Origin of the sequence: Pseudomonas sp. IT-P294 (assembly GCF_949767865.1) — a bacterium.
Lineage (GTDB): Bacteria > Pseudomonadota > Gammaproteobacteria > Pseudomonadales > Pseudomonadaceae > Aquipseudomonas.
Genome location: NZ_CATKQW010000033.1, coordinates 719,870 through 741,404, shown reverse-complemented (window position 1 = coordinate 741,404; position 21,535 = coordinate 719,870). Strand labels below are relative to the sequence as shown.

16 protein-coding genes and 1 pseudogene are annotated in these 21,535 nt (G+C 58.3%); 7 read left to right on the top strand and 10 right to left on the bottom strand.

All coding sequences use genetic code 11. The features are described 5' to 3' along the window. The first annotated feature begins 54 nt into the window (after positions 1–54). Positions 55–954 carry a bifunctional 5,10-methylenetetrahydrofolate dehydrogenase/5,10-methenyltetrahydrofolate cyclohydrolase gene (locus ACM6I0_RS22595; protein WP_285433049.1) on the top strand — a complete coding sequence of 300 codons (900 nt, stop codon included), beginning with the start codon at positions 55–57 and terminating at the stop codon, positions 952–954. Positions 955–1,132: 178 nt separating this feature from the next. Here the strand turns inward: ACM6I0_RS22595 and ACM6I0_RS22590 are convergent. The 5 genes and pseudogenes from ACM6I0_RS22590 to ACM6I0_RS22570 form a co-directional block, all read right to left on the bottom strand. Beyond that, positions 1,133–1,999, bottom strand: a pseudogene (locus ACM6I0_RS22590) (ammonium transporter); the annotation flags it as partial. Between the two features lie 157 nt (positions 2,000–2,156). After that, on the bottom strand, positions 2,157–3,542 hold the full coding sequence (locus tag ACM6I0_RS22585) for an efflux transporter outer membrane subunit (RefSeq protein WP_414923321.1): 1,386 nt from the start codon (positions 3,540–3,542) through the stop codon (positions 2,157–2,159). Then, on the bottom strand, positions 3,539–6,697 hold the full coding sequence (locus tag ACM6I0_RS22580; RefSeq protein WP_414923320.1) for an efflux RND transporter permease subunit: 3,159 nt from the start codon (positions 6,695–6,697) through the stop codon (positions 3,539–3,541). Before ACM6I0_RS22580 ends, ACM6I0_RS22585 begins: the two co-directional genes overlap by 4 nt. A gap of 2 nt (positions 6,698–6,699) precedes the next feature. Then, positions 6,700–7,833: an efflux RND transporter periplasmic adaptor subunit gene (locus ACM6I0_RS22575; RefSeq protein ID WP_285433052.1), complete on the bottom strand. Its 1,134-nt coding sequence runs from the start codon at positions 7,831–7,833 to the stop codon at positions 6,700–6,702. Positions 7,834–8,152: 319 nt separating this feature from the next. Then, complete coding sequence (locus ACM6I0_RS22570) at positions 8,153–9,052, bottom strand: LysR family transcriptional regulator (RefSeq protein WP_285433053.1); 900 nt, start codon at positions 9,050–9,052, stop codon at positions 8,153–8,155. Between the two features lie 277 nt (positions 9,053–9,329). Here ACM6I0_RS22570 and ACM6I0_RS22565 point away from each other — a divergent pair, with 277 nt between their 5' ends. Together ACM6I0_RS22565 and ACM6I0_RS22560 are read left to right on the top strand one after the other, a co-directional pair. Continuing rightward, the gene (locus tag ACM6I0_RS22565; RefSeq protein WP_414923319.1) at positions 9,330–10,451 is read left to right on the top strand and encodes an amidohydrolase family protein; all 1,122 of its coding nucleotides are present in this window, start codon (positions 9,330–9,332) and stop codon (positions 10,449–10,451) included. A 304-nt stretch (positions 10,452–10,755) separates the two neighbouring features. Beyond that, complete coding sequence (locus ACM6I0_RS22560; protein ID WP_414923318.1) at positions 10,756–11,025, top strand: DUF2790 domain-containing protein; 270 nt, start codon at positions 10,756–10,758, stop codon at positions 11,023–11,025. Between the two features lie 146 nt (positions 11,026–11,171). On the opposite strand, the gene ACM6I0_RS22555 is transcribed toward ACM6I0_RS22560, so the two are convergent. The 4 genes from ACM6I0_RS22555 to ACM6I0_RS22540 all read right to left on the bottom strand — a co-directional run bounded on the left by ACM6I0_RS22555 (position 11,172) and on the right by ACM6I0_RS22540 (position 15,190). Next, positions 11,172–12,314 (bottom strand): FAD binding domain-containing protein, encoded by a 1,143-nt coding sequence (locus tag ACM6I0_RS22555; RefSeq protein ID WP_414923317.1) that lies wholly within the window; start codon positions 12,312–12,314, stop codon positions 11,172–11,174. A gap of 52 nt (positions 12,315–12,366) precedes the next feature. Continuing rightward, positions 12,367–13,479 carry an alkene reductase gene (locus tag ACM6I0_RS22550; RefSeq protein WP_285433057.1) on the bottom strand — a complete coding sequence of 371 codons (1,113 nt, stop codon included), beginning with the start codon at positions 13,477–13,479 and terminating at the stop codon, positions 12,367–12,369. A gap of 37 nt (positions 13,480–13,516) precedes the next feature. After that, complete coding sequence (locus ACM6I0_RS22545; RefSeq protein ID WP_414923316.1) at positions 13,517–14,161, bottom strand: DsbA family oxidoreductase; 645 nt, start codon at positions 14,159–14,161, stop codon at positions 13,517–13,519. Positions 14,162–14,272: 111 nt separating this feature from the next. Then, positions 14,273–15,190: a LysR family transcriptional regulator gene (locus ACM6I0_RS22540; protein ID WP_414923315.1), complete on the bottom strand. Its 918-nt coding sequence runs from the start codon at positions 15,188–15,190 to the stop codon at positions 14,273–14,275. A gap of 243 nt (positions 15,191–15,433) precedes the next feature. Between ACM6I0_RS22540 and ACM6I0_RS22535 the strand changes: the two genes are divergently transcribed. The 4 genes from ACM6I0_RS22535 (at position 15,434) to ACM6I0_RS22520 (ending at position 19,910) form a co-directional block, all read left to right on the top strand. Beyond that, on the top strand, positions 15,434–16,708 hold the full coding sequence (locus ACM6I0_RS22535; protein WP_414923314.1) for a c-type cytochrome: 1,275 nt from the start codon (positions 15,434–15,436) through the stop codon (positions 16,706–16,708). Beyond that, entirely contained in the window at positions 16,705–17,169 is a 465-nt protein-coding gene (locus ACM6I0_RS22530; RefSeq protein WP_285433061.1) for a (2Fe-2S)-binding protein, read from the top strand. The genes ACM6I0_RS22535 and ACM6I0_RS22530 overlap by 4 nt, the downstream gene beginning before the upstream one ends. Further along, positions 17,166–19,421 (top strand): xanthine dehydrogenase family protein molybdopterin-binding subunit, encoded by a 2,256-nt coding sequence (locus tag ACM6I0_RS22525; protein ID WP_285433062.1) that lies wholly within the window; start codon positions 17,166–17,168, stop codon positions 19,419–19,421. The genes ACM6I0_RS22530 and ACM6I0_RS22525 overlap by 4 nt, the downstream gene beginning before the upstream one ends. 216 nt (positions 19,422–19,637) lie before the next feature. Continuing rightward, on the top strand, positions 19,638–19,910 hold the full coding sequence (locus ACM6I0_RS22520; protein WP_414923313.1) for a MarR family winged helix-turn-helix transcriptional regulator: 273 nt from the start codon (positions 19,638–19,640) through the stop codon (positions 19,908–19,910). Between the two features lie 221 nt (positions 19,911–20,131). On the opposite strand, the gene ACM6I0_RS22515 is transcribed toward ACM6I0_RS22520, so the two are convergent. Then, positions 20,132–21,469 (bottom strand): OprD family porin, encoded by a 1,338-nt coding sequence (locus ACM6I0_RS22515; protein ID WP_414923312.1) that lies wholly within the window; start codon positions 21,467–21,469, stop codon positions 20,132–20,134. Positions 21,470–21,535 lie beyond the last annotated feature (66 nt).

Genomic DNA, 21,535 nt, shown 5'->3' with positions numbered 1-21,535 from the left:
ACGACGCCTCGATGATCACTTCGCCCCCTATCAATCAAAATGACGGTGACTCTTTTGATCAGCACCACCCCTGCACTTGCCCGTGTTATCGACGGCAAAGCCATCTCTGCCCAGGTTCTCGACGAAGTTCGAGAAGAAGTTCTGGTCCTGGCCGGACAGCAGATTTACCCGGCCCTGGCCGTACTGCTCGTCGGTGAAGACCCCGCCAGCCAGGTCTATGTGCACAACAAATTGCTGCGGGCCAAGGAAGTGGGAATTCGCTCCCTTGAATACCGTCTGCCAGACGACGCCAGCCAGGCGCAAGTACTGGAACTGATTGCCCAACTGAATGCCGACGCCACGGTGAATGGCATCCTGGTGCAGTTACCCCTGCCAGGACATATCGACGAGGCGGCAGTGATTCACGCCATCGACCCGATCAAAGACGTGGACGGATTTCATCGGGAAAACGTCGGCGGCCTGGTGCAAGGCATCGAAGTCCTGACACCCTGCACGCCCAGCGGCTGCATGCGTCTGCTGCATGAAGCCTGCGGTGATTTGAGTGGTTTGCACGCGGTGGTCATCGGTCGTTCGAACATTGTCGGCAAACCCATGGCGACCCTGTTGTTGCAGGCCAACTGTTCGGTCAGCGTGGTGCACTCGCGAAGCGTCGATGCACCGGCGTTGTGCAGGTTGGCGGACATCGTGGTCGCGGCCGTGGGTCGACCTGAGTTGATCGACGCCAGCTGGCTCAAACCCGGAGCCGTGGTCATCGATGTCGGTATCAATCGCATTAGCGACGCGTCGGGAAATCGTCTGGTCGGTGATGTCGATTACGCCAGTGCGCGCACCGTTGCCAGCGCGATCACGCCGGTACCCGGTGGGGTCGGGCCGATGACCATTGCGTATCTGCTGAAGAACACCCTGATCGCCAGTCAATTGCAGCGTGCTGCTGGGCGGAATCTGGCTTGTTAGCTGATCGTTCCCATGCTCCGCGTCACCAATGCGCAAGACTCAAGTCCAACGTCTATAGCGGGACGCTGAGCGTCCCCGGCGGCATTCCCACGCAGAGCGTGGGAACGATCATCGCAAAAAAACCCGGTCAGCAATGCCAACCGGGTTTTCAGTGGTTCAAGCGAGACTACGATCAAGATCAGTGGTTATAGGCACTCTCGTTGTGCTCGGCCAAATCCAGGCCCATCTCCTCCACCGATTCGTCGGCACGCAAGCCGATCACCGCGTTGATCACCTTGAGAATGATCCAGCTGACGGCGAAGCAGTACACAGTCGTCAACAACACGCCTTTGATCTGCCCCACGACCTGGGCGCCCATGGTCACGCCTTCCACCAGTCCACCCAGGGACGGCACGCAGAACACGCCAGTCAACACCGCGCCAATCATTCCGCCGATACCGTGCAAGCCAAACACGTCGAGGCTGTCGTCATAACCGAAGCGGCGTTTCAGCACCGTAACGCTCAAATAGCAGAACACCCCGCACAACAGGCCGATGGCCAACGCGCCGCCGACGCCTACATACGCACACGCAGGCGTAATGCCGACCAAACCGGCCAAAGCACCGCTGGCCAGTCCCAAAGCACTCGGTTTGCCGACCTTGAACCACTCGGTGAACATCCAACCGAGAATCCCCGCGCAAGCACCCAGCTGGGTGTTGAGCATGACAATGCCGGAAGTGCCATTCAGGCCCCCGCCGGAACCGATGTTGAAGCCGAACCAGCCAACCCAAAGCATCGCCGCGCCGGCCATGGTCAAGCTCAAGTTGTGGGCGGGCATTGGCGTATTCTGGTAACCCTTGCGCTTGCCGAGAATCAGGCACGCGGCCAGCGCGGCAACACCAGCATTGATATGCACCGCCGTGCCGCCGGCAAAATCGAGGACACCCCAGTTATGCATCAAAGCGCCCGAACCACCCCAGACCATGTGGGCGACGGGCGCATAAACCAGGGTGAACCACAGCGCCATGAACCACAGCGCCGCAGAGAACTTCATGCGCTCGGCGAAATTTTACTCGGAATTTTTCCAAGCCAGTATTTACTTGAGCTCCAGCGGTTTTCTGCTCTACGAGAGTCCAGTAACGTCCATCAAGAGCCGACGTTTTTGTGGGGGAAAAGTAGGGGAACCCATTTCATGGCCAAAAGGAGGATCTGTGGTCGTCATGTTAGCCCTGCCACCCTCCTCCCAGCGCTTTATACAAATCAATGGTTGCCGCTCGTTCCGCCAACTGATCACTGATCAACGCTTGCTGTGCAGCGAACAGCGTCCGTTGCGCGTCCAGAAGAGTCAAAGAGCTGTCGATGCCTGTCAGGTAGCGACTTTGCGCGAGCCGATAGTACTGGGCACTCGCGCTGACCAACCCTTGTAGAGCCTCAATCTGCTGACCAAAAGTCTCGGTTGCGGCCAGCCCATCACTGACTTCTCTGAAGGCTGACTGGATGGCCTTTTCATAACGCGCCACTTGTATGTCTTTCTCGACTTGAGAGACATCCAGGTTGGCCTGCAAGCTGCCAGCATTGAAGATCGGCAGACTGATTTGTGGAAAAAAGCTCCAGGTTCCCGATCCTCCGTTGAACAGCCCGGACAACGCCTCGCTGGAGGAGCCGGCGCCCGCCGTCAGGCTGATTCGGGGGAAGAACGCAGCTCGGGCTGCGCCAATATCCGCATTGGCAGCCTTCAGCAGAAATTCGGCTTCCAGTATGTCGGGTCGACGACTGAGCAAATCCGATGGCAATCCTACGGGGACCTCAGGGAAGGATTGCCGCTCCCAATCGCCGGCGACCAAATCTACCGGGAGTTCGTCCCCGATCAACAACGCCAACAGGTTACGGTCTTCAGCCACCTGCCGACGATACCGGGCCATCGAACCGCGAGCGCCTTGTACCAGGGTTTGGGACTGGCTTAGCGCCAAGTCCGACGCCGTGCCCACTTCAGCGCTGCGGCGCGTCATTCGGTAGCTGTTTTCATAAGTGTCGAGTGTATCGCTGGTCAGTCGCTCTAGCGCCTGATCGGCCTGCAGGGTGAGCCAGGCGCTCGCAACGCTCGCAACCAGCCCGATGTGGACTGAGCGCTGAGCCTGTTCGCTGGCCAGATAACGCTGCAATGCCTCTTGATCGAGACTACGAACACGGCCGAATAGGTCCAGTTCATAGCTTACGTTCAGCCCGACAGAGTACTGACTCTCGATTGTGGCTTTATCATCAGATGCCAGATCTGCCGGGACGCGCTGACGGCTACTGCTTCCTGCTGCCGAGACCTCAGGCAACAGATCCGCACGGCGAATGCGATAGCGCGCCTGGTAGGCCTCGACGTTCAATGTGGCGATCCTGATATCCCGATTGTTGGCCAGTGCCGTCTCGATCAGGCGATGCAACGCCGGATCGGGAAAGAATTCGCGCCAATCGAGCGCTGCCGCACTCTCATCACGCGTCAAGGGCGCCAAAGGGTAAACGGCCGGCACAGGTGCCTGTGGCTGCTGATACGCCGGAATCAGAGAGCAACCACTGAACAGCAGCAAACTGAGGACTAGAACACTGAAAGGCTTGATCACGACATAACCTCCTCATGAGCGGCCGCGGCCGGTACGACAGACGATCGACGGGCGAAGAGTGACGACACCGACACATAAAAGAGCGGCACCCAGAAGATGGCCAGGATTGTCGCGGTCAGCATGCCGCCGATCACGCCTGTGCCAATGGCGTGCTGACTGCCAGAGCCTGCGCCTGTAGAGATGGCCAACGGCACGACCCCAAGGATGAACGCCAGGGATGTCATGACAATCGGGCGCAAACGCAGGCGTGCCGCTTCAATCGCCGCTTGCGTGTAGCTCATGCCCTGCTCATGCAGTTCCTTGGCGAACTCCACAATGAGGATGGCGTTCTTCGCCGCCAGCCCTACTGTCGTCAGCAGGCCCACCTGGAAGAACACGTCATTGGACAGACCGCGCAAGGTAGTGGCCAGCAATGCACCGACAACACCCAGCGGCACCACCAGCATCACGGCCAACGGGATAGACCAGCTTTCGTAAAGGGCCGCGAGACAGAGGAACACCACCAGCAGCGAGAGCGCGTACATGACGGGCGCTTGTGAACCGGACAGCTTTTCTTCATACGACAAACCCGTCCACGCCAACGCGACCCCAGGCGGCAACTGAGCAGCGATGGCCTGAGCTTCAGCCATCGCATCACCCGTGCTGTAACCCGGTGCCGGGCTACCCAATATTTCTTCCGCCGACACGCCGTTGTAACGCGCCAGCTTGGGAGCACCGAAGACCCACTCGCCGGAGGCGAAAGCGGAGAACGGCACCATTTTCCCGGCGGCGTTGCGTATGTACCATTTGTCCAGATCTTCAGGCGACATGCGAGCACTGGCCTGGCCCTGCACAAACACCTTTTTGACTCGGCCACGGTCGATGAAATCATTGACGTAGTTACCGCCGAAGGCCACGGACAACGTGGTGTTGATGTCTGTTTGTGAAACCCCCTGCGCCCTCGCCCGCCGGTCATCGATATTCAACCGATACTGCGGCTCATCGTTCAGGCCGTTGAGCCGCACCGCCGTCAGCACTTTGCTTTCAGAGGCCAGGTGCAAGAACTGATTACGCGCCTGCACCAGCACCTCGTGGCCGACACCCGCTTGGTCCTGCAGGAATAAATCGAAGCCCGAAGCATTGCCCAACTCCCGCACGGCAGGCGGTACCACGGCAAATACCATCGCATCGCGCATGCCTCTGTATTTCGCTTGAGCGCGCGCTGCCAACGCGAGCGCCGCATCCTCAGGACCGCGCTGCCCCCACGGTTTGAGCAGTACAAAGGCCATGCCCGAGCTTTGCCCGCGTCCCGCGAAGTTGAATCCATTGACGGTAAACACTGCATCCACCGCGTTGGCCTCACCGCCCTCCTCATGCGTGGCGAGCAAGTATTGACGCACGCTGTCGAGCACTTTCTGCGTGCGCTCGGCACTGGACCCAGCGGGGGTCTGCACTTGGGTAAAGATCACGCTCTGGTCTTCATCGGGCAGAAACGCGGTGGGGATGCGGTTGAACAGCAGGACCATGCCAGCAACGATCAGCAGGTAAGCCAGAAATGCCGGCGCTTTGTGCCGCAGCATCCCGGCGACGCCACGCTCGTAGCGTTGCACGCCGCGATCAAATCCACGATTGAATGCACGGAAGAAGCCGAGCCGTGCGAGCCCATGTGAGGGGTCATGCGGCTTGAGCATCGTGGCACACAAGGCAGGCGTGAACACCAGCGCGGTAAGCACCGACAGGGCCATTGCCGAGACAATGGTGAGGGAAAACTGGCGGTAGATGACACCGGTTGAACCGTCGAAGAACGCCATCGGCAACAGCACCGCCGATAACACCATGGCGATGCCGACGAGCGCGCCCTGGATTTGTTTCATGGAGCGAATCGTGGCTTCTTTCGCCGACAAATGCTCCTCTCGCATAACGCGCTCCACGTTCTCGACCACGACGATAGCGTCATCCACCAGCAGGCCGATGGCCAACACCATGCCGAACATCGACAACGTATTGATGGTGAAACCGGCGACCGCGAGGATGCCGAAAGTACCCAGTAGCACCACAGGCACGGTCAGCGTGGTGATGATGGTCGCGCGGATGTTCTGCAGGAACAGCAGCATCACCAGGAACACCAACACGATCGCCTCGCCCAAGGTATGGAACACGCCATGGATCGAGTCGCGCACGACGGGCGTGGTGTCGTAGGGGTAAACCACTGTCATACCGCGAGGGAAAAACGGTTGCAGTTGGTTGAGGGTGTCGTGGATCGCCCTGGTGGTATCCAGCGCGTTAGCCCCGGGAGCGAGCTTGATGGCGATGCCGGACGCCGGCATCCCGTTGAACTGGGCGTTGACGCTGTAGGTTTCGCCACCCAGCGCTACCTCGGCGACATCGGCCAGTCGTACTTCGGAGCCGTCAGGGTTGACCTTGAGCTGGATGTCCTTGAACTCATCCGCCGACTGCAAGCGGGTCTTGCCAATGATGGTGGCGTTGAGCTGTTGGCCCGGCAGTGCTGGCAGGCCGCCGATCTGACCGGACGACACTTGCACGTTTTGGGCTTGAATCGCACTTTTCACATCGACGGGCGTCAGGCCGAAACTGACCAGCTTCGAAGGATCGAGCCAGATCCGCATGGCGTACTGCGCGCCGAACACCTGGAAGTCACCGACACCGGAAGTACGTGCCAGCGGATCCTGCATATTGGACACCACGTAGTTGGCCAAGTCTTCGCGGGACATGCTGCCGTCTTCAGAGACAACGCCAATGACGATCAGGAAATTCTTGACCGCTTTGGTCACCCGAATGCCCTGCTGCTGCACTTCTTGCGGCAACAGGGGCGTGGCCAGGTTCAGCTTGTTCTGAACCTGAACCTGGGCAATGTCAGGGTTCGTCCCTTGGTTGAACGTAACCGTGATCGCCATGGTGCCATCAGAGTTGCTTTCCGAACTCACGTAGCGAAGGTTGTCGATGCCGTTGAGCTGTTGCTCGATGACCTGAACTACGGTGTCTTGCACAGTCTGGGCCGATGCCCCTGGGTAGGTCACCTGAATCGAGATCGCTGGCGGAGCGATGTCAGGGTATTGGTTGACGGGTAGCTTGAGGATCGCCAGCCCGCCCACCAGCATGACGATCAACGCGAGTACCCAGGCAAAAATGGGCCGATCGATAAAGAATCTGGACATGCTCAGTTACCCCCAGCCACGGCACCGGCCAACGCCGGTGCCACGTTTTGAGCGGCGGTCACGGAGACCTTCATGCCCGGCTTGACGAACTGCAGCCCTTCAGTGATCAAGCGATCCCCCGCTTCGAGGCCACGCTCTACCAACCATTGGTTGCCCACTGTGCGATTGGCCGTCAGGGGACGCTGTTCCACGGTTCCGTCAGCGCTGACCACCAGTGCGCTGGGATTGCCCTTCAGGTCGCGAGTCACCCCTTGTTGCGGAGCGAGAATGGCGGCCTGCCGCACACCGCTCTGGAGTTTTGCCCGCACAAACATGCCCGGTAGAAGCAGGTGTTCAGGGTTGGGAAACACGGCACGCAGGGTCACCGAACCGGTGGAGGGATCGACTGACACCTCAGAAAACTTCAGGCGCCCAGGCAGTCCGTACGCGCTGCCGTTCTCCAGCGCGAGAGTCACCACGGCGGCGTCCGCACCCGCGTTCTCAAGGCGGCCTTGCTTGAGGTCTTCACGCAGCTTGAGCAGGTTCGCAGAGGACTCGGTGATATCGACGTAAATCGGGTCGAGCTGCTGAATGGACGCCATGGCTCCCGTTTGGCCGTTGTTCACCAACGCCCCTTCGGTCACGCTGGAGCGGCCAATGCGGCCGGCAATCGGCGCGAGCACACGGGTGTAACGCAGGTTGATCTCGGCACGCTTGAGATCAGCCTCCGCCGTCAATTGTCGCGCCTGCGCATCTTCGAACTCTTGACGGCTCACGGCCCTTTCTCCGATCAGCTGTCGATAGCGGTCTGCGAGGGAACGGGCTTGCTGAAACGAGGCGCGGGCACGAGCCACGTCTGCTTCGTACGGCGATGGATCAATGCGGTACAGCGGTTGGCCGGGTTTGACCTCGCTTCCTTCGTCGAACAAGCGCTGCTGAATGATTCCGTCCACTTGTGGCCGCACTTCAGCAACGCGAAAGGGTGCGGTACGCCCCGGCAGTTCGCTTTGCACGGTGTAAGTCTGTGATTGCAGCGTGACGACTCCAACCTGGGGCGGTTTGGCGACTTGCACGGGCGCCTCTTGCTTGCAGCCAGCCAACACGATCGACAGCGCCAGGGCGGAGACGATCAAGGGAACCGTCTGTGTATGTTTCATCGGGCATTCCTCATACTTTCGCCAGGCGATAGCAAGCCGTTGCCGGCCGAATCGGGGCGGGTTCTAAACGAAAATTTTTGTCAGTGGCCGCGGGATGCTGCTTTGACGACCGGGGTCAGTTGATGGGTGCCACTGTACGAACCCGGGCATGCGGGGAGAATCGCTGCCCTCTGCAAGGCTTCATTGCGCATTCGGCAACGCTGCTTTTACCCGAGCGGGTTATCAGGGCGGCCAGCCTCGTGCCTCGGTGGTATCGGCTGGCATTCGATTCGATCAAAGGCGACGCGCAAGGCGGTCTTGCCAACTGCACAGGACGTGCTTAGGGCGCTAGTATTTCCTGAAGAAACTCTATGAATACATTGATGCGACTGGAGCCACGGTGGTTAGGCAGATACAGCGCATTGATGCAGGTGCTTGCACTGCCGGGGTTGACCTCATATTGCTCCAACACCCGAGTGAGCCGACCCGCGCTGACATCCTCACGCACCAGCCAATCGGCCAATAGCGTCACCCCGCCACCGGCCAAGGCAGCTTCGCGCAGAATGTCGGCATTGTTGCTTTGCAGCCGTCCCTGCACATTCAAGCGGATGACGTCCTCATCGCCCTGGAATGTCCAGTTGTGGTGGCCCGTGCGGTAATCAAAACGCAAACACTGATGCTCCAGCAGGTCACTGGGGTGTCGGGGCAGACCGGTTCGAGTCAGGTATTCGGGACTCGCTACAACCCAACGCTGGAAATCACCCAGCCGCTTGCTGACGATGTCATCACTGACGACCGATGAACCGAGACGCACGGACACGTCGATTTGTTCGCTGAGCAGGTCACTGACCTCGTCGCTCAGCGAGAGGCTGATTTCCAGGCCGGGATGGCGCTCAAGCAACCGCCCCAAGTGCGGAGCGATGATTCGCCGGCCAAATTCCACCGGGACGCTGACCCGCAATCGCCCTTGAGCTTCGCTGCCACGGTCGGCAACGACGGCATCGGCTTCGTCAATGGCCTCCAGGATCGCCACGGCTTTATCGAAATAGTGCTGCCCCGCCACCGTAACGCTCGTGTTGCGCGTGGTGCGATTGAGCAGGCTGGCACCCAATTCGCTTTCCAGCCCCGCGACCTGCCGCGTCACGGACGACGTGGAGATGCCGAGCTTACGCGCCGCGGACGAGTACCCCCCACAGCGCACCGTTTCGACAAACATTTTCAGCGCCAGCAACTTGTCCATGAACGGATTCCGAGATCGAAAGGTAAAGGTAGCGACTGTGCATAACCAGTCAATGGAAGTCTTGCATGGCTGTGCTCAATGGCCTGATTGATTAAAGAGGCTTGCGATTCTTCAATTGATCGGATGATAATCAAAATCCATCAAATGATCGATTGATTAATAGAGCAGCGTGTCGGAACAGGTCCATGCCCATCGCGTGGACCGGTCGCTCTTAACCTGCGCAGCACCGAGGCGCGTACCTGAACTCGCGAAGACAACAATAAAAAGGAGATCGACGATGCAATGCCCCTGCTGTCTTTCAAAGACCCGTCGCCAACTGCTGGGCATCATGGCAGCTACCGCGGGTGGCCTGCTGGTAACCCGTTTATCACCCGCCTCGGCGGCACCGATCAAGAGAGGCGCCGATGTCCCGGTGCGATCAGTGGACATCCACGCGCATTACTACCCTGAAGAGTTCTTACACCTCTTGGGAAGTGAGGGCAAAGCGTTCGGTGCAAGCTATACCCGCCAGGAGACTACTTTCAGCTTCGCCACACCGGCCGGCGGATTAGGACCATTGCCCTTGAAATTTATCGACGTGCAGGCGCGCTTGCTCGATATGGACCACTCCGGCGTCGATGTACAGGCGCTGTCCCTTAGCGTGCCGATGGTGTACTGGGCAGATCGACAACTCAATGCCCGTCTGGCACGTGCCTGGAACGATGCCGCGTCGACTGTCCATCGCCAACATCCGCAACGTTTTGTGGTGCTGGCCACATTGCCAATGCTGGAGGCTGACGATGCCATTGCCGAGTTGGAACGCGCAGCCGAATTACCCGGGGTTCGGGGCGTGTACATGGGCACCAACATCAACGGCCTGGACCTGGACAATCCGCTCTTCGCGCCCGTCTTTGCCCGCATTGAACAGCTGGGACTCCCGGTATTCCTGCACCCTCAACAAACGGTCGGCGGCAGCCGCCTGAGCAACTATTACTTGAGCAACCTGCTGGGTAACCCGTTCGATACCGCTATCGCGGCATCACACCTGATCCTCGGCGGGGTGTTGGATCAATACCCACAACTGCATGTGTCATTGCCTCACGCCGGTGGGGCATTGCCGATACTCGTGGGACGTCTCGATGCCGGGTGGACCTCACGTCCTGAGACTCGGCGCCTGGCCCAAAAGCCGAGCAGCTACTTGACGCGATTCAGCTATGACACCGTGTCGCATTCCGGGCCGGTGCTGGACTATCTGATCGCCAACGTCGGCATCGACCATCTGGTGCTGGGCAGCGACTACTGCTTCGATATGGGCTATGAGCAGCCGGTGCGTTTTGTCGAAAGCATAGGCCTGGGTCCCCGCGAGAAGGCGGCAGTGCTCGGCGCCAACGCAGCCAGAATCCTGGGACTCCCCGCATAGCCTTGGCAAAACTCTCGATTTCCCTTTGGCCGGTCTGACCGGCCTTTTTTTTGCGTGTCGTTCAAGACTTTTTCAAATGGTACTTGTCGTTCTGCCAGGAAATACAATCCAGTTAATAAAACCAATTTGAGCAAATACCAATTAATTAACTCATCACTGGAAAAACTTGCAGAAACATCACTTTCGGTAATATTCAGTATCCAGTCTTAATATTTTTATAAACATCCTGACGACACCATAATCAGTTCCAGAAGCAAACAAAGAAACCTTGCTTTCTTTCTCACTCTTACTGGAAAACACCCTAATGAAATATGCAATGCTCGCCTCACTCATGATGTTTAGCGTTTACGCTTCAGCCCAGGATGGCGCCCACAACACTGCCTCTGCCCCTGAGCCAGAGCAGTACAATTATTCCGAACACCTGGATATTGCCAAGGTCATCGACATCACGACGGTAGAGGACACACAGAATGTTTGCGGTCCCGTGGGCGCGCACATGGTGTATGTAGATCACAAGGGCGTAACGCACGATCTGCAATATAAGATACTGAGCAGCGCCTGTCAGAATGGTTAATGTTTCAATGGACACAGGAACAAAAAAGGAGATAGCTTCGATCTGAAGCTAATCTCCTCTTTTATATTCAGCCTATAAAAACTGCACTAACACTACGGTTACAGCCCACTTTCATCCCGCGAATAAATCCGATGTGAGCCACACTTTCAGACCTGGGCGATCCCCATAATTCGATTGCCCATCCTCACCCCCCAATCGCCCATGCGACTGCCTTCTGCAAGTTGTTGTTTCTGCCAGGCTAGCAGGGCTTTATCAATGTCGCCGACGTCGTCGATTGCCTGAGCCAGAGACAATGCGTTGCGCGCCGCCTTGGCCGTACTTCCGGCGGTATGAGGACGCGGCACAAAAGCGGCGTCGCCAGTCAACAGCACACGACCAAACACCATTTGCGGGACGTTGAGATCGAGGATCGCTTGCACGAAAATATCTTTGGTCTGGCGAATCAGTTCCCGAAAAGCCGGGTTCGCCTGCCGCTCCCCCATTCCCCGTATGTAAGCATCCTGCCCGGTGGCCAAGGCCCCAGGTGGAATGGAGTGACTACGCCGATGGCCATCGCTGTCAGTGAGCACAGCGTCCAGTTCCGCCCCTTGCGCAGCTTTCAAGTACCACAGCCAATTGAACCGACGCTCGCCAGGATTAACGGAGCCATTCACACTCGGCACCATGTATTCCAGCATCAGCGATTCAGGGTCTTGTTGAAAAACGAAGTCCTCGTAAAGCTGCGTTTTGGCGAAGTCTGGAAGTTGCTCTTCATCGACAAGCCCACGCCACACCACATACCCCGAATACGTGGGTTCTGCCCCAGGCAACACCACGCTTCGCACGGTTGAGCCCGCGCCATCAGCGCCAATCAGCAGATCGGCCTCGGCCGTGCTGCCATCGGCAAAAATCGCAGTCACTCGGTGCTCATTCTGAGTCAGATCCACCAGCGTCTTGCCACGGTGATAATGCTCGGCAGGAAATGCAGAAAACAATGAGCTGTACAGTGTGTTCCAGGACGTCTGGGTTTGCGGCATCGGCTCTTTATGCATGACGCTACCGGCTTGATCCAGATAGAGACGATCATGGGACCGAACGCCGAGCGCACCTGCCGGATGAATGCCCGCAAAGCGAAAATGGTGCAGGACTTCCGCTTGCAGAACGATACCCCCACCACGGCTATCCATCGCCGCCGGGGATCGCTCGTAAATATCGACCTGCCACCCAATCGCACGTAATGCCGTGGCGGCGAACAGCCCTCCCAGGGAACCACCAATGACCAAGGCCTTCGGAACGCCTGAACTCTTCATTACCTTTCTCCTCGTTGCGTGGTGATTCCCCAAACGCCGGTTTACCGTTGCGTTATGCCAACACCGGATAGTCGATGTACCCCTTGGCGTCGCCGCCAAAAAAGCTGTTGCCGTCGGCCACGTTGAGTTCGTTGCGACCGCGCAAACGAGCCGGCAAGTCGGGGTTGGCAATAAACGGGCGACCAAAGGCGATAAGGTCCGCACGGCCCTGCGCGATGGCCTGTTCGGCCGTTTCGCCGGAATAACCACCCGCCAGCATCAGAACGCCATGGAAGTCACTACGCAGTTGCTTGATGATCGCGTCCCAGCGTGGATCGTTACTTTCATCGAGCACTGTGCCGACCATCATCGGTTCTACCAGGTGCAGGTAAGCGAGATTCCAGTGATTGAGCCGGGATGCAATGTAGCCAAAGGTTTGCTCCGGGGTGTCATCGCCCATCCCCATGAAACGCCCCATCGGTGTCAGGCGAACAGCAACGCGCTCGGCACCGACTTCCGCGGTCACGGCTTCCACGACTTCGAGCAGTAACCGCGCACGGTTTTCGATACTTCCACCGTAGCGATCACTGCGCTGATTGCTGGCGCTGTTGATGAATTGGTCGAGCAGGTAGCCATTGCCCGCGTGAATTTCCACACCGTCCATGCCAGCCAGCATCGCGTTGCGAGCGGCCTTGCGGAAGTCGGCAACGATCGCTTCGATCCCCGGAATGTCCAGTGCCTGAGGGACAGGTACATCACCCCAGACGCCCTCGCCTTGTTCATTCAGGATAAAAGTCTTGCCGGGCACCGGCTGCGCGGTCGGCGCCACCGGCAAGCCGCCGTTGGGCTGGAACACCGGGTGCGACACTCGCCCCACATGCCAGAGCTGCAGGAAAATCCGCCCGCCTTCTGCGTGCACAGCCTCGCTGACAGCCTTCCAGCCCTGAATCTGCTCGTCGCTATGGATGCCGGGCGTCCAGGCGTAACCCTGGCCCTGCTGGGAAATCTGCGTAGCCTCGGTAATGATCAATGCGGCACTGGCACGCTGACGGTAGTACTCAACGTTCATCGAGGTCGGTACGTTGCCCGGTTGTCCCGCCCGCGAGCGAGTCAGAGGCGCCATGGCGACACGGTGATTGAGAGTGAATTGACCAAGTTTGATCGGGCTGAACAAGTGATGAGTCATGATGATTTCCTGAATGGATAGGGATTGAACAAACGCCTTAAGCGGCTTGGCTTCGTTTCAGTATCTGGATCATTATTTCGATGGGCTGGGCGCCACTGATCACGTCATCTGCGATCTGAATACTCGGCACCGAGCGCACACCGGACGCCTTGGTTTGGGCTTCGAGTTTCAAGACTTCAGCCGTGCCTTCATCGGCCTTGAGAAAGTCGACAATGGCCGCACGGTCCTGCCCGGTTTCAGCAGCGATGTCGGCCAGCACAGCGAGGTCGCCGATATCCCGTCCCTCGCCGAAGTACGCCTTGAAAATGGCCTTGACCAGCGGGGACGCGTCTCGACCCGCCTGCTGTTCGCGCCATACCAACCGATGCGCGGCCAGGGTGTTGGGCGTTTTTTTGACGTGCTCATAATCGAACTCAAGACCGACGGCCTTACCGGCGTGGGTGACCTGTGCGTCCATGGCCTGGCTACGCGCCCAACTGCCGAATTTTCCAGAGCGATAGGCTTTGCGATCCATGCCTTGAACAGGCATGTCCGGGTTCAACTGATAAGGCAGGAAACTGATTGGGCGGTCCGTTGATAAACCCGAAGCGGCAAGAGCGCGTTCAAGATTTTCCTCACCGATCCAGCACCATGGGCAGATGAAGTCGTAAGTCACCTGAATTTTGGATGCGTGCAAACTCATGACGGTCTCCGTGGTTGAATGTTTCACCCCCCCAAGGTAGGTGCCGGAGCGCCGTCAGAGAATCCACCCGCTGCACAACGTTGCTTTTCGCAAAACGCAACGATGAGCCGATCACGCCTTGGATTGACGTTGCGACTTGAGTAATTCGGTGAGGAAATCAATGAACGCATTGATACGTTTCGAGCCGCGGTGATTGGGCAGGTACAGCGCCGAGATCGCCGAACTGGCACTGTTCGGATTGACGACAAAAGCGTCGAACAAGGACGTGAGGCGACCACTGTCGATGTCGTCATTGACCAGCCAATCGGGCAACAACGCCACCCCGCACCCGGCCAGTACCACTTCGCGCAGGACCTCGGCATTGTTGCTCTTGAATTGCCCTTCGACGGGCACGCGCAGCTCTTGGTCCTGCTCTGAAAATGTCCAGAACTGCTGCGGCGCGCCATAGTTGAAGCACATGCACTCGTGTTGCATGAGGTCCATGGGGCGGTCGGGAAATCCTCGAGCATTCAGGTATTCGGCGCTGGCGACGACTCGGCGCCGAAAGCTGCCGATGCAGCGGCTGACCAGCGTTTCCATCGCTGCTGGCGACCCCATCCGGATCGATAGATCGATGCGTTCGCCGAGCAAATCGACGATCTCGTCTGACAGCGTCATATCCAGTGCGAGCAGTGGATAGCGCGCTAAAAGTTCGCCAATGTGGGGGGCAATGAGACGGTGACCCAACGCCACGGGCACCGAGATGCGCAACTGTCCCGCAGGCACTTCACCGCGGTCCGAGACTGACTCATCCGCGTCAGCCATGGCACTCAGAATATCCCGGCTTTTCAGGTAGTACACACCCCCGGCATCCGTCAACGTGACTTGCCGGGTAGACCGATTCAGCAGCACGGCACCCAGGTCACCCTCAAGCCTGTCGATCATTCTGGTCACTGAAGAGGTCGCCAGATTGAGTTGCCTGGCGGCAGACGAAAAGCCCTTGGAATCTACCGACTGGATGAACATTTTCAGTGCGAGCAGCTTGTCCATGAAACCCCTTCAGTGGCGTCGGTACGATCCTTGAGGGTCTATCTTTGGGCATGGGCGCACGCTGCGCGAGTTAACGGTTGTTAATTCTGCCGCCGTTGCGCCTGGCGCAATGTAGCGTTGCGCCCTGATGGGGTACTCCATCACAACCACCCTCTCTAAGCTCACGCCATGGAAATCGCCGTACGCCAATCGCACGCGGTGGATTGAAAAATCTGTCGTTAATTCAGCTCGAGAGGTAAGGCGATGAAGCGCAAGACGATCATCGGTGCCGTTCTGGCAATCGGCGTCGTGGGGTTAGGGTTTGCGTTCTGGATGATGTGGAGGCCGGAAATTGCCACGGTCAGCCAGCCCTTGAATGCCGCTCGAGAAACCCTGGACAGAGGCCGCCGCGTCGTCGAAGCGGGAGACTGTGCGGTCTGCCACACACGGCCAGGGGGCGCCTACATGGCCGGCGGTTTGCCGCTGGTAACGCCTTTCGGCACCCTCTTCACCACCAACATCACCCCAGACCCGGAATCCGGTATCGGAAAGTGGTCGCTGGACGCCTTTGAACGGGCCATGCGTGAAGGCATCGCGCGTGACGGTCATTTCCTCTATCCGGCCTTCCCCTACGTGCATTATCGAAAGATGAGCGATGCCGATATTGCCGACGCCTATGCCTACCTGATGAGCGTGGACCCGATCAAATACACCGCGCCGCAAAACCACATGGTCTTCCCCATGAACTTCCGTCCGCTGGTGTCTTTCTGGAACTTGCTGTTTCTGCATGGGGATCCGCTGGAGCCACTTCCCAACCGGTCAGCACAATGGAACCGCGGACGCTATCTGGTCGAAGGAGCGGGACACTGTTCATCCTGCCATTCGCCCTTGAATCTCATTGGTGGAGAGAAAGGCAGCGAACTGTTCAACGGTGGCGTCGTCGACGGCTGGACCGCCCCTGCCCTGCGTGGAATGACCGAGGCGCAACACCCCTGGAATGAAGCCCAGTTGGTTGCCTATCTGACGGGCGAGGTCGCCGAAGGACACGGCGCAGCGGCGGGCCCGATGTTGCCGGTCAGCCTGAGCATCGCGCAATTGCCAGCGGAAGACGCCCATGCCATCGCGCAGTACATTCTTGACCTCAAGAAAACCTCATCGGATGCCCCATCGCCGCCCTGCACCTCTGGGGTCAAGCCCAGCGCCAGGGCGCTTCTGGGCGCCTCATTGTTCGACGGGGCCTGCGCGAGTTGCCACGGCAGCTCGGCACCGATGCGCGTCGTTGAATCGCGGCCGGCGCTGGCGAACACCTCGGCGGTGATGGCGGACTCGCCACGCAATTTGATCCAGACCATCCTGCAGGGCATCCCGATGTCCGGCGCCGCTTCCAGCCACTACATGCCTGCCTTCGCCCCTAGCCTGGACGACACCCATGTGGCTGCACTTGCCGAGTACTTGCGCAACGAGAGCTGTGCGAACCGACCCTGGACGGATCTCGACAAGACCATCAAAAGCATTCGGGCTCAGGAGCAGCAACCGTGATCACACTCGACATCAACGGCAAGACCCACGAACTGGACATCGCGGACGACATGCCCCTGCTGTATGCCTTGCGCAACCAGGTGGGGCTCAATGGCGCCAAATACGGCTGCGGTCTGGGTCAATGCGGCGCCTGCACTGTGTTAGTGAATGACAAACCAGTGTTTTCCTGCCTGACGCCGTGCGGCGCGCTGGCGGGCAAATCGGTACGCACCGTCGAGAGCCTGGGCAGCGCCGACCATCCGGGGCCGTTGCAGAAAGCCTTCATCGACGAACAGGCCGCCCAGTGTGGTTATTGCATCGCGGGAATGATCGTACGGGCACAGGCGCTGCTGGAGGCCAACCCTCATCCAGACGATGAAACGATCCTCCGCCACATGGCGCCCAACTTGTGCCGCTGCGGCACCCATGTGCGGATTCTCGCGGCAATCAAGTCGGTTGTCGCGCAGGGAGGCAAGGTATGAAAACTCCCGCGCAAAACGTCAATCTGAGCCGCCGTGCCTTCGTGATAAACGGGGCATTGGTGATGGGGTTCGCGATGCTTCCGGGCATTCCCCGCGCCTTCGCCGACACCGAAGTGGACACCTTGGGGACGGCAATCCTGGCACCCGATCTGCCCGGCAGCCTGCGGGCCACTCCCTATCTGGACGCCTGGATTCGCATCGATGCGAAAGATGGCATCACCGTCTACACCGGCAAAGTGGAGCTGGGCACTGGCGTCAAAACTGCACTCCTGCAGATCGCCGCCGAACGCCTGGAGGTCTCACCTGGGCTCATCCGTTTTCTCACTGCCGACACCGCACTGACACCCAATGAAGGGTATACCGCCGGCAGCCATACGATCGTCGACAGCGGCACCGCGCTGTTCAACGCGGCGGCCCAGGTTCGTCAGTTGTTACTCGAGTCCGCGGCACGCCAATGGCAGCTCACTATCGACAGCCTGACCACGCGGGACGCGGTGATCTACGATGCACAAGGCCGCAGCATGACCTACGCACAAGCCGTGGTAGGCGTTCAACTGCATCGCTTTGCATCGGCCAACTCGCCCTTCAAGCCAGCCAGCAGTTTCACTCTGATCGGCAAATCATTGCCTCGACTGGACATCCCGGCCAAAGTCAGCGGCGGTGCGGCCTATGTGCAGGACATGCGCCTGCCCGATATGCTGCACGCCCGTGTGATTCGCCCACCCCGGCGCGGCAGTCAGCTTCTGGACATTGACGAGACCGCCCTCAGGAAACTCCCCGGCGCGGTGAAACTGATCCGCAACGGCAGCTACCTCGCCGTGGTCGCCACCGATGAATGGCTGGCGATCAAAGCGATGCGCGAGGGCTACGCCACGGCCCGCTGGACAGCAGGTAACCCGCTACCTGACTCGACGCATATCCATCAACTGCTCACCGAATTGCCGGCGCGGCGCTACCCGGTGAGCGCCAAGGGTGACCTCCCGAAACCGGTGCCGAGTGCCTACAAGGCCCGGGTGACCAAGCAATACTTGATGCACGGCTCCATCGGGCCCTCCTGCGCAGTGGCCTGGTTCAAGGATGGAACACTGACCGTCTGGACCCACACGCAAGGTGTCTATCCGTTGCGCGCGGGCATCGCCGAGATGGTCGGCCTGCCGGTGGCTCAGGTGCGTTGCATCCACGCTGAAGGCTCCGGGTGCTATGGCCACAACGGCGCCGATGACGCTGCCGCCGATGCCGCGCTGATCGCCATGGCCGTTCCCGGCAAGCCGATTCGGGTGCAATGGATGCGCGAACAGGAAAATCTCTGGGAGCCCTACAGCTCGGCCATGCTTGCCGAAGTGGAAGCGGGACTGGACGACGGCGGGCGGCTTCGTGACTGGAAATACGAACTCTGGAGTACTCCGCACAACGAACGTATCGTCAATGCCGGGCGCCTTTTGCCGGCGTGGCTGTTGGCCAACCCCTTCACCCCAGCGCCTTCGGTCCCGATCGCACAGCCCGAAGGTGACGGCGACCGCAATGCCGTTCCGTTGTATGAGATACCCAACCTGAAGGTCGATATGAACTTTGTGCTGACCATGCCATTCAGGACCTCGGCCATGCGTTCGCTCGGTGCCCATATCAACGTGTTCGCCATCGAGAGCACCGTCGATGAACTGGCGACTCGGGCTGCCGTGGACCCGGTGCAATTTCGCCTCAATCACTTGAGCGATCCGCGAGCACGGGCGGTGGTCGAGCGCGTGGCCGCAGAGTTTCGCTGGCCGCAAAAAGCAACAGGGCCCGGCAGCGGAATCGGCTTCGCCTTCGCCCGCTACAAAAACATCATGGGTTACTGCGCGATTGCCGTGCAGTTGCATGTGCAGCGCCAGACCGGGCAGGTGACGATTGATCGCGTTGTCGCCGCCGTCGACGTGGGGCAAATTGTCAGCCCCGACGGCCTGCTCAATCAGGTCCAGGGCGGCATCGTGCAGTCCGCCAGTTGGACACTCTATGAACGAATCCTCTATGACGCCAGTGGCATGCACAGCTTCGACTGGAGCGGCTATCCGATCATGCGTTTTCCGGATGTGCCGCAACAGGTAGAGGTCCACATGATTGATCAGCCGGATCAGCCATTTCTCGGCGCTGCGGAAATCGTCCAGGGCCCCATGGCCGCAGCGTTGGGCAATGCCATCAACGATGCCACCGGCAAGCGCTTGCTGGATCTCCCGCTGGCCCGACGTGGCTGGCAGGATGCACTGGGGTCATGATCGATCCGGGCGGTGTCGACGTTATGCCCTTATTACTTGGCGAGCAGGGCTGACGTCGCCGTCCAAAGGGCTTGGCAGGCGGCGGCATTGTCGGCTGGAGGCGTCGGCCGTATGGGCTTTGCGTCCTTCACTGAAAAGTAGCCGCCCGATGCCGGAGAAAGGTCTGAATAGGTAGCCAGGCGTACGATGATATCCGCGCCACGTTGCGGATCACCGATGTCCAACCAGTTGAGCGTCCTTGCCAGCCACGCGCTCTTGGTTCTCGCGCTGGTCGAACAGTTCATCCACCTGGGACTGGTGGAGGCGCAACCGGATCCTTCGGATGGTCGAGGCACCCTTTTGAATGTGAGCCATCAAGGCCGGGCCAGAATCCGCCAGGCCATTGTTCACAAGGGCGACATTTTTCGGCAGCGTATCGACGACTGGAACGATGAGGATCTGGAACAGCTGACGCAACTGCTGCGTCGATTCAATGGACTATCAACGTGACGGAATAAAAAAAGGCGGTGAAGGATCACTTGCACCGCCCTACCCCAACCAAGGGAAATGTTGCTCTTCTATAAAACACGCCGTTGGAAGAGAACGACATGTACACGCAGCACTCGTTAAAGTGCTGCCTGTCAGTTACAGCGGCCAGTCACACACGACCGGACCGCCGAATACGTTTTTGATATCTGGATATCAGTTACGAAGCGGCCTCGATCAAAAAACTAAAACAACGCCAATTGGTAATTGATAATCACGCGATTCTCGTCTTGCTCACGGGCATTAGGGATATTGTTGCGCACCATTGCATTTTTCCACATCACGCCAACGCCTTTTAGGGGCCCCGATTGCACGACATAGGCCAGCGTAATATCTCGTTCCCATTCACTGGAATTGGTGGAAGCAACAGTATTGATATCATCGCCTTTAACGTATACAACCCCCGCCGTCGCACCGGGCAAGCCCAGTTTTGCAAAGTCATAAGAGTAACGGGCTTGCCATGACTTTTCGCCGGCACGAACGAATTTCTGAATCTGCATCTCCGTAATGGTGTAGGTGGTTGGGCCATCTCCCTGGTTCAAATAGGGAAAGTCACTTTTACCATTGCTGACTTCATAACCTGCACCAAAAGTGTGGCCCGCAACGGCGTAGGTAAATAATCCACTGAACAGATTATTGTCGACCTCACCTTTTAATGTCTTACCACCATAGTAGCCTGTCGTGAAATACGCAGGGTCATGGCCGTTTGCACCATCACTTCTACTATTGAAGTATCGAACATCACTGGTCAGGACTCCAGGACCGATCCCCCAGTTATGAATGAGTCCAAGAAAGTCCTGCTTATAGAAATCTTTTAGATTCCCATAATAGTATTGCAAGGTTAGATCTTTAGTCGGCTTATAATCGCCACCGGCGTAAATAAATTTATTACTGAAGCGTCCCGTGACCGCATTGTTCGCACCCGCGATGGACATGTTTTCATTGTTGCTGGAGTTACGCCCCTTCACCTCATCAATTTGGCCTCCCACCAACGTCAGATCTTTGATATCTGTCGAAGTAACCTGGGTTCCTTGCCAGGTTTGCGGCAATAATCTTCCATCATTACTGAAGATCACCGGCAGTTTCGGGACCAACGTTCCCAGCTTCAGCTCGGTCTTGGATATTTTTACTTTGCCGGTCAATCCCAGGTTGGAAAATTCGTCAACAGCATGGTTGCCGTCGCTTGGAAATACGATGCCACCGTAGTTTGTCCCCGTTGGGTTGCCATGCTTGCCAGTACTAGAATCCAGCTTGACACCCAACATGCCCAACGCGTCAACACCGAAACCTACAGGCCCCGGGGTGTAACCTGAGATAAATTCGAGCTGAAAGGCTTGTCCCCACTCAGCTTGATAACTCTGGTTAGCGGCTTTCTGAGCAGGTGTTGCTGAATCTCGGTAATCACTATTGATATAGAAGTTACGCAGTTTAAGCGCAGCTTTACTGTCATCGATAAAACCCGCCGCATGGGCTTGCTGCGCCAATACACACAAGGCGACTGCAACAGTCAAAGTACATTTCATTGTTTTTGCACCACAGTTGAGATTATTATTTTTGTCTAAACTATTCAGCGACTTTCAGGCGCAGGT

Bases quoted from the DNA above. Each gene is read 5' to 3' on its own strand.
- ACM6I0_RS22555 (WP_414923317.1), bottom strand. From the start codon at position 12,314: ATGAAGAGTTCAGGCGTTCCGAAGGCCTTGGTCATTGGTGGTTCCCTG.
- ACM6I0_RS22535 (WP_414923314.1), top strand. From the start codon at position 15,434: ATGAAGCGCAAGACGATCATCGGTGCCGTTCTGGCAATCGGCGTCGTG.
- ACM6I0_RS22580 (WP_414923320.1), bottom strand. From the start codon at position 6,697: ATGTCCAGATTCTTTATCGATCGGCCCATTTTTGCCTGGGTACTCGCG.
- ACM6I0_RS22565 (WP_414923319.1), top strand. From the start codon at position 9,330: ATGCAATGCCCCTGCTGTCTTTCAAAGACCCGTCGCCAACTGCTGGGC.
- ACM6I0_RS22525 (WP_285433062.1), top strand. From the start codon at position 17,166: ATGAAAACTCCCGCGCAAAACGTCAATCTGAGCCGCCGTGCCTTCGTG.
- ACM6I0_RS22515 (WP_414923312.1), bottom strand. From the start codon at position 21,469: ATGAAATGTACTTTGACTGTTGCAGTCGCCTTGTGTGTATTGGCGCAG.
- ACM6I0_RS22550 (WP_285433057.1), bottom strand. From the start codon at position 13,479: ATGACTCATCACTTGTTCAGCCCGATCAAACTTGGTCAATTCACTCTC.
- ACM6I0_RS22560 (WP_414923318.1), top strand. From the start codon at position 10,756: ATGAAATATGCAATGCTCGCCTCACTCATGATGTTTAGCGTTTACGCT.
- ACM6I0_RS22575 (WP_285433052.1), bottom strand. From the start codon at position 7,833: ATGAAACATACACAGACGGTTCCCTTGATCGTCTCCGCCCTGGCGCTG.
- ACM6I0_RS22545 (WP_414923316.1), bottom strand. From the start codon at position 14,161: ATGAGTTTGCACGCATCCAAAATTCAGGTGACTTACGACTTCATCTGC.
- ACM6I0_RS22540 (WP_414923315.1), bottom strand. From the start codon at position 15,190: ATGGACAAGCTGCTCGCACTGAAAATGTTCATCCAGTCGGTAGATTCC.
- ACM6I0_RS22520 (WP_414923313.1), top strand. From the start codon at position 19,638: ATGTCCAACCAGTTGAGCGTCCTTGCCAGCCACGCGCTCTTGGTTCTC.
- ACM6I0_RS22570 (WP_285433053.1), bottom strand. From the start codon at position 9,052: ATGGACAAGTTGCTGGCGCTGAAAATGTTTGTCGAAACGGTGCGCTGT.